Raw genomic sequence first — 6,000 nt, forward strand, 5'->3', positions numbered from 1 at the left:
CTCAGGAGGCGCGGCGGGTGCGGTCGGCCCCGGTGGCGCCGGCGTTGCTGGGGCGCACGGCGATGCCCGTGCTCCGGTCGCGGACCGCGGGCGGCGTACGGCGTGCGCGCGCGGGCAGGTCCTTGGCGAGCGCCTTGCCGAGCCGTGCGGCGGCGACGTCGCGGTCGACCTCGCCCCGGCCGTCGCGGCTGACCCAACCCACCCACAGCATCGCCACGACCGTCACCACGGCGGCGGGCGCGAGCCAGAGCAGGATCTCCACGGCCCGAGCCTAGGCGCGCACGGCGCCGGGTTCGGGGAGGCCCTACGGCGTGCCGACCCACTCCTCGGTCCGGTCGTCGAAGACCTGGTGCTTCCAGATCGGCACCTCGGCCTTGAGCGTGTCGATGAGGTCGCGCGAGGCGGCGAACGCGTCTCCGCGGTGGGCCGCGGTCGTCGCCACGACGACGGCGAGGTCACCGATCTGCAGGGGGCCGACGCGGTGCACGGCTGCCACACCGCGTACGTCGTGCTGCTCGGCGACCCGGCGGCACACGTCCTCCAGCCGGGCCAGGGCGGTGGGGTGGGCGGAGTAGTCCAGGGCCGTCACGCCCTTGCCGCCGTCGTGGTCGCGGACCTGGCCGATGAAGAGGGTGAGGCCGCCGGCGCCGTCGTCGCCCAGGGCGTCGACCACCTCGGCGACGTCGAGCGGGGTGTCGCGGATGGCCACGAGGCGCACTAGATCGGACGCGGCATCGGATCCGGGATCGGGCACGTCTTCGAACTGGGCGTCGGTCACGGCCCCGAGTGTAGGCCTGACGGACGGTGCCGGGTCTGGGCGCGGTGAGTACCGTGGAGCCATGAGTGACACCCCCGGCGGCCCCGGATCGTCCGGCCCCAACCCTGACGACAACAACCCCTTCAAGGGCACGCCGTTCGAGCAGATCTTCTCCCAGATGGGCGGCTTCGGCCCCGGCGGCGGCATGCCCGACCTCAACCAGCTGATGGCGCAGATGCAGTCGCTGTTCGCGCCGCACGACGGCCCGGTCAACTGGGACACCGTCCGCGACCTCGCCCGCCGCGCCGCCGCGCAGGAGCCCGACCCCGCGGTGAGCCCCGCGCAGTCCGCCGCGGTCGCCGACGCCGTACGCCTCGCGGACCACTGGCTCGACACCACGACCGAGTTCCCCTCCGGCGTCTCCACCACCGCGGCCTGGTCCCGGGCGGAGTGGATCGTCGAGACCCTCGACGTGTGGAAGGTGCTCGTCGAGCCGATCGCCGGCTCCGCCACGACCGCCCTCGGGCAGGCCATGCCCGAGGAGATGCGGCAGCTCGCCGGTCCCCTGATGGCGATGCTCGGCAAGGCCAGCGGGGCGATGGTCGCCTCGCAGGTCGGCAGTGGTCTCGGCGCCCTCGCCGGCGACGTGCTCAGCGCCTCCGACATCGGGCTGCCCCTCGGCCCGATCGGGAAGGCTGCCCTGCTGCCGACCAACGTCGCGGCGTTCGCCGACGAGCTCCCCGACGTGACCACCGACGACGTGCTGCTCTACCTCGCGCTGCGCGAGGCCGCGCACCAGCGCCTGTTCGCCGGCGTGCCGTGGCTGCGCGACCACCTCCTCAGCGCGGTGGCCGAGTACGGCGCCGGCATGGACTTCGACACCTCCGGCATGGAGGCCAAGCTCCGCGACATCGACATGACCAACCCGGCCGCGATGCAGGACGCGCTGGCCGGCGGGCTGTTCGACCCCGAGCCGTCCGCGGCGCAGAAGACCGCGCTGGAGAAGCTCGAGGTCACCCTCGCGCTCGTCGAGGGGTGGGTCGACGAGGTCGTCTCCCAGGCCACCGCGGAGCGGATGCCCGCGGCCGCCAAGCTGCAGGAGACCGTACGTCGCCGCCGCGCCGCCGGCGGACCGGCCGAGCAGACGTTCGCCACCTTGGTCGGACTCGAGCTGCGGCCCCGTCGGCTGCGCGACGCCTCGACGCTGTGGGGCTCGCTGCGCACCCGCCAGGGCGCCGAGGCCCGCGACGGCGTGTGGATGTCCCCGCAGCTCCTCCCGACCGCTGCCGACCTCGACGACCCGCTGGGCTTCCGCGAGGGCTCCGACGCCCCCGGCGAGCTCTCGGCCGAGGAGTTCGACGCAGGACTGCGCGACCTGCTCGAGGGCGGCTCGGACCCGCGACCCGGCGAGTGACGCCCGGCCTGCACGGGAGCGCGGTGCGGACCCTGACGGGGTGGACGCCGCCCTCCCCCGGCCAGCGCGCCCTGCGCGACCGCTTCGTCGCCCACCTCGACGCCCACCCGGACGGCCTCGCCAAGGCCTGCTTCCCCGACCACCTGACCGCGGGCGCCATCGTGGTGTCCCCGCAGGCCGACGCGGTCCTGCTCAACCACCACCGCAAGGCCGACGCGTGGCTGGCCTTCGGCGGCCACCTCGAGCCGGGAGACGCCTCGCTGGCCGACGGCGCCCGGCGTGAGCTGGTGGAGGAGTCGGGCCTGACCGCCTTCGCGTTCGACCCGGAGCCGTTGTGCCTCGACGCGCACGCCGTCGAGTTCTGCTCCGACCGGGGCACCGTGCACCACCTCGACGTCCGCTTCGTCGCGGTCGCCGAGCCGGACGACTCCCACGCCACCAGCGAGGAGTCGCTCGACGTGCGGTGGTGGCCGGTCGACGCCCTGCCGGCGACGTTCGAGGACATGTACGCCCTCGTCGAGGCCGCGGTGGCGCGGGTCCGCGGCTGACTCAGTCGACCTGCTCCTCGCCGCCCGGCGGCGGCTCGAGCCGGGCCGCGGCGGAGTATCCCTCGAGGTACCCCTTGGCCTTCTCGGCCCGCGGGTAGCGGTCGACCCACGCCCAGAAGGCCGGGGTGTGCCCCGCCTCGAGCAGGTGCGCCAGCTCGTGCACGAGCACGTAGTCGACGACCCAGGCCGGCATCTGCTGCAGCCGGTCGCTCAGCCGGATCGTCCGGTCGCCGGGCGTGCACGAGCCCCAGCGGGCGTTCTGGTTGGTCACCCAGCGCACCGACGACGGGACGGCCATGCCGCCGAGGTAGAGGTCGTTGAGCTTGGCCGCCCTGGCCACCAGGTCGTCGTCGGAGCGCACCTTGCGGCGCTCCTGCCGCTGGACCCGCGCGACCATGTCGGCGACCCAGGTCGCCTCGTCGCGCTTGCTCATCGTGGCCGGGATCAGCACGATGATCCGGTCGCCGTCGCGGTAGGCCGAGACCGTGCGCCGCCGGCGGCGCGAGCGGCGCACCTCGACGTCGGGCACCCCGGACCCGGCGCTGGTCGACTGGCTCATGGCTCGAACCTAGCCGTCACCACCCACGCACGGGCGTCGTACGCGCGGGCGCGCAGCGTGCCTGCGCGGCGCTCAGAGCCGGGCCGAGGCCCACGCGAGGAGCCGGTCGCGGTCCCACGTGTTGACGATGCGGTCTGGGTCGATGCCCGCCTCGGTCGCGCGCGCGGCACCGAAGTCGAGCATGTCGAGCTGGCCGGGCGCGTGCGCGTCGGAGTCGATCGAGAACAGGCAGCCGAGGTCGCGCGCGAGCTCGAGGAGCTTCGTGGGCGGGTCGCGCCGCTCGGGGCGCGAGTTGATCTCCACCGCGACGCCCTCCTCCGCACAGGCCGTGAAGACGGCCCTGGCGTCGAACCTGCTCTGCGGGCGGACGCCGCGGTTGCCCGTGACCAGCCGTCCGGTGCAGTGGCCCAGCACGTTCGTGTGCGGGTCGCGGACCGCGCCGATCATCCGGCGCGTCATCGGCTCCGGGTCCATCTTGAGCTTGGAGTGCACCGACGCCACCCGCACGTCGAGGCGACCGAGCATCTCGGGCGTCTGGTCGAGCGACCCGTCGTCGAGGATGTCGACCTCGATGCCCTTGAGCAGGGTGAAGCTGCCGCCGAGGTGCTCGTTGACCGCCTCCACCACGGCGAGCTGGCGCGTCAGCCGCTCGGCGCTCAGCCCGTTGGCCACGCGCAGGCGCGGGCTGTGGTCGGTGAGGACGAGGTACTCGTGGCCGAGCTCCATCGCGGTCATCGCCATCTCCTCCAGCGGCGACCCGCCGTCGGACCAGTCGGAGTGCGAGTGCAGGTCGCCCCGCAGCCGGGACCGCAGCTCCTCCCCGCCGGTGGCCAGCGGACCCGCGGTGTCCTCCAGCCGCACCAGGCGCTCCGGGACGACCCCGCGGCAGGCGTCGGTGATGACGGCGGCGGTGCTCGGCCCGATGCCGGGGAGCTCGGTCAGGGTGCCGCTCTCGGCCCGCCGGCGTACCTCCTCCTCGGGCAGGGGCAGGATCGTGCGCGCGGCCTTGCGGAACGCCTCGATCCGGCGGCTCTCCTCGCGCTGGCGCTCCATGAGGAACGCGATCCGTCGCAGCGTGGCCACCGGACCGCGCGTGGTCTCGCCGTTCTCCGTCAACTTCTTCCCCTCCACAGCCCCGGTCCGCCGAACGCGCTGGTCACCCGCACAGTACGGCGACGAGCCGGGCATGTCGCCCACAGGCCCCTCCCCACCATGCAGACCCCCCTCCACCACCGACGTCCGCCCGTGCACACTGCGTCCACAGCCCTGTCCACAGGCGTGGACGCGGACCCGTTGACCGCTCGGCACGGGCCTCCTAGCGTTGCGCCCCAGAAGGGCCCCACGGCTCCTCGACGTCAGCAGGGGAAGGCAGGCGTCCAGGGCTGCGGGGCCCCTTCTTCGTCTCGTGGCTCCGTCACCGGCCGCGGAACTGCGGCGCCCGCTTCTCCCGCGCCGCGGCGATGCCCTCTTGCAGGTCGTCGGTCGCCAGCGTCATCGGCTGGGCGAGCGCCTCCCACTGGAGCGCGGACTCGAAGTCGGCGTGCCCGCCGTCGGCGAGCGCGATCTTGGTGAGGCGGGCCGCGATGGGCGCGGTGGCGGCCACGTCGGCGGCGGTCGCCAGCACGTCGTCGAGGAACCCGTCGGCCGGGACCACGCGCGAGACCAGGCCCAGGCGCAGCGCCTCGTCGGCCTCCACGACCCGGCCCGTGAGCAGCAGGTCGCGGGCGTGGGCGGGTCCCACGACGTTGGGGAGCAGGTAGGTGCCGGCCATGCCGGCGTGCATCCCGAGCTTGTTGAACGGCAGCCCCAGCTTGGCTCCGGACGCCGCGTAGCGGATGTCGCAGGCGAGCGCGAGGCACAGCCCGGCGCCGATGGCGTGGCCGTTGACCGCGGCGATGGTGGGCACCTCGAGCCGGCGGATCGACAGCCAGGCGCGGTAGAACGGCATCATCCGGGCGCGCAGGTGGTCGACGCTCGCGTCGGGCTCACTGGCGATCCACGAGGTGTTGCCGCCGGAGCAGAACGCGCTGCCCGCACCGGTGACGACCACCGCCCGGACGGTGGGGTCGCCGGCCAGCGCGTCGATGGCCGCCACCCACGAGGCGGTCATCTCCTCGCTCATCGCGTTGCGCATGCCGGGGTTGTCGAGGGTCAGCAGCGCGACCCCCTCCGAGGGACGCTCGAGGCGCAGGTGGGCGAGGTCGGGGACCTGCGCGGACGGACGGTCTGAAGGGTGCTCGGACATGGGCTGAGGGTACTGATGCCGCTGAGCGTGGAATCAGCGGGATTCACGCTCAGCGCGTGTGGTGCGTGAGCGTGCGCCACGCGTGGCGTAGGGTCGTCGACGGAGCACGGGCAGCCGCCCGGGTTCCCCGGCGGGCTTCCCCCACGAGCAACCCCGTCGCGACGACCAATGAGGAACAAGCAAGGAGGCCGTCATGGCGGAGACCTGGAGCGGTGAGTTCTACTGCGTCAAGTGCAAGGAGAAGCGCGAGGCGGAGGGCGAGATCAAGGTCAACGACAAGGGCACCAAGATGGCCAAGGGCGTGTGCCCGGTCTGCGGTACCAACCTGAACCGCATCCTCGGCAAGGCGTGACCCTTCACCCCTTGAGCTGACAGCGGCGGCGACACCTGCGGGTGGCGCCGCCGCTCTGCATTTCCGGCTGTGGACGACGACTCGGTGGGCCCCCCACGGTGGCAGCGTGTGAGGCATGTACGACG

8 protein-coding genes are annotated in these 6,000 nt (G+C 73.7%); 3 read left to right on the forward strand and 5 right to left on the reverse strand.

Annotated elements, in window-relative coordinates:
- Position 1: 1 nt before the first annotated feature.
- Both Q9S36_RS42375 and Q9S36_RS42380 read right to left on the reverse strand, forming a co-directional pair.
- Positions 2-262 (reverse strand): hypothetical protein, encoded by a 261-nt coding sequence (locus tag Q9S36_RS42375; RefSeq protein WP_311290779.1) that lies wholly within the window; start codon positions 260-262, stop codon positions 2-4.
- Positions 263-304: 42 nt separating this feature from the next.
- Complete coding sequence (locus Q9S36_RS42380; protein ID WP_311290780.1) at positions 305-778, reverse strand: molybdenum cofactor biosynthesis protein MoaE; 474 nt, start codon at positions 776-778, stop codon at positions 305-307.
- Between the two features lie 61 nt (positions 779-839).
- On the opposite strand from Q9S36_RS42380, the gene Q9S36_RS42385 reads away from it, so the two are divergent.
- On the forward strand, positions 840-2,171 hold the full coding sequence (locus tag Q9S36_RS42385; RefSeq protein ID WP_311290781.1) for a zinc-dependent metalloprotease: 1,332 nt from the start codon (positions 840-842) through the stop codon (positions 2,169-2,171).
- 23 nt (positions 2,172-2,194) lie between these two features.
- Complete coding sequence (locus tag Q9S36_RS42390; protein WP_311290782.1) at positions 2,195-2,719, forward strand: NUDIX domain-containing protein; 525 nt, start codon at positions 2,195-2,197, stop codon at positions 2,717-2,719.
- Between the two features lies 1 nt (position 2,720).
- Here the strand turns inward: Q9S36_RS42390 and Q9S36_RS42395 are convergent, their stop codons facing one another.
- From Q9S36_RS42395 to Q9S36_RS42405, 3 genes are all read right to left on the reverse strand, one after another.
- A complete protein-coding gene (locus tag Q9S36_RS42395; RefSeq protein ID WP_311290783.1) occupies positions 2,721-3,278 on the reverse strand; it encodes a M48 family metallopeptidase in 558 nt (185 codons plus the stop codon).
- A 72-nt stretch (positions 3,279-3,350) separates the two neighbouring features.
- Positions 3,351-4,394: a PHP domain-containing protein gene (locus Q9S36_RS42400; protein ID WP_311290784.1), complete on the reverse strand. Its 1,044-nt coding sequence runs from the start codon at positions 4,392-4,394 to the stop codon at positions 3,351-3,353.
- 298 nt (positions 4,395-4,692) lie between these two features.
- The gene (locus tag Q9S36_RS42405; protein ID WP_311290785.1) at positions 4,693-5,523 is read right to left on the reverse strand and encodes an enoyl-CoA hydratase/isomerase family protein; all 831 of its coding nucleotides are present in this window, start codon (positions 5,521-5,523) and stop codon (positions 4,693-4,695) included.
- Positions 5,524-5,716: 193 nt separating this feature from the next.
- Here Q9S36_RS42405 and Q9S36_RS42410 point away from each other — a divergent pair, with 193 nt between their 5' ends.
- Positions 5,717-5,875 carry a DUF5679 domain-containing protein gene (locus Q9S36_RS42410; RefSeq protein ID WP_090969683.1) on the forward strand — a complete coding sequence of 53 codons (159 nt, stop codon included), beginning with the start codon at positions 5,717-5,719 and terminating at the stop codon, positions 5,873-5,875.
- The last annotated feature ends 125 nt before the right edge of the window (positions 5,876-6,000 follow it).

It is taken from the genome of Microbacterium sp. ARD31 (assembly GCF_031844425.1).